Here is a 751-nt window from a genome sequence, read left to right as displayed (position 1 = left end):
GGACTTCCTGTCGCTTCGACTGCAGCTGTCATAGCATCAGCTGATTCCTTGATATTTACAACTAGACTGACATCTGGTTGGATGAAATCAAGGGCTTTTTGAGCATCTGCTTCATCAGCTTGCACGCCATAGGGCAGGCGGACAGCGATAAATTGGTAGCTGTTATCTCCTGTCTCTGCTCGCATTTCTTCCATAGCTAATTGCGCCAAGCGCCCTGCTAAAGTTGAGTCTTGTCCTCCAGAAATCCCTAGTACAAAGGTTTTAAGGAAGGGGTGTTTTTTCAAGTATCTCTTTAAGAAATCAATTGAACGACGGATTTCTTCCTGGGCATCAATCACTGGTTTGACGCCCAGTTGCTGGATAATGGTCTCTTGCAAACTCATTCTTCTTCTCCTTCACCAAGGGCTTCTTTGCGCATCTTATCAATCAAGTCCATCTTATCTTGCCAAATATCACGCGCCAAGTCCACTGGATAGTGCTGCGGATTGAGCACGCGCTTGTACTCATCCCAAAGTTTGTCAAATTCCTTGCGAGCATAGGCCTTAATCTCAGTCAAACTAGGCAAATTGTAAACTAATTTCCCTGCTTTGAAGATGTCCACCAAGAGAGGAACAGCATCAAAGTTTCGAACGGTCTTCTTAATGTAAGTATAGGTCGGATGGAACATTTTGATTTCTGTCATGCTGGCAACATCTACACCGTCATAGGTGATGTAGTCACCTTCTGACTTACCTTTTTCACGACTAGTAAT

Annotated in this window: 2 pseudogenes; both read right to left on the bottom strand. The window is 44.2% G+C overall.

The annotated features are described in order from the left end of the window. Positions 1–383 (bottom strand): annotated as a pseudogene (locus tag GMD1S_RS10635) (NAD(+) synthase); the annotation flags it as partial. Beyond that, a pseudogene (locus GMD1S_RS10630) lies at positions 380–751 on the bottom strand (nicotinate phosphoribosyltransferase); the annotation flags it as partial. The pseudogenes GMD1S_RS10635 and GMD1S_RS10630, both read right to left, overlap by 4 nt.

The sequence above is a fragment of the Streptococcus sp. GMD1S genome (genome assembly GCF_000296875.1).
GTDB lineage: Bacteria > Bacillota > Bacilli > Lactobacillales > Streptococcaceae > Streptococcus.
This window is presented reverse-complemented; position numbering and strand designations above follow the sequence as displayed.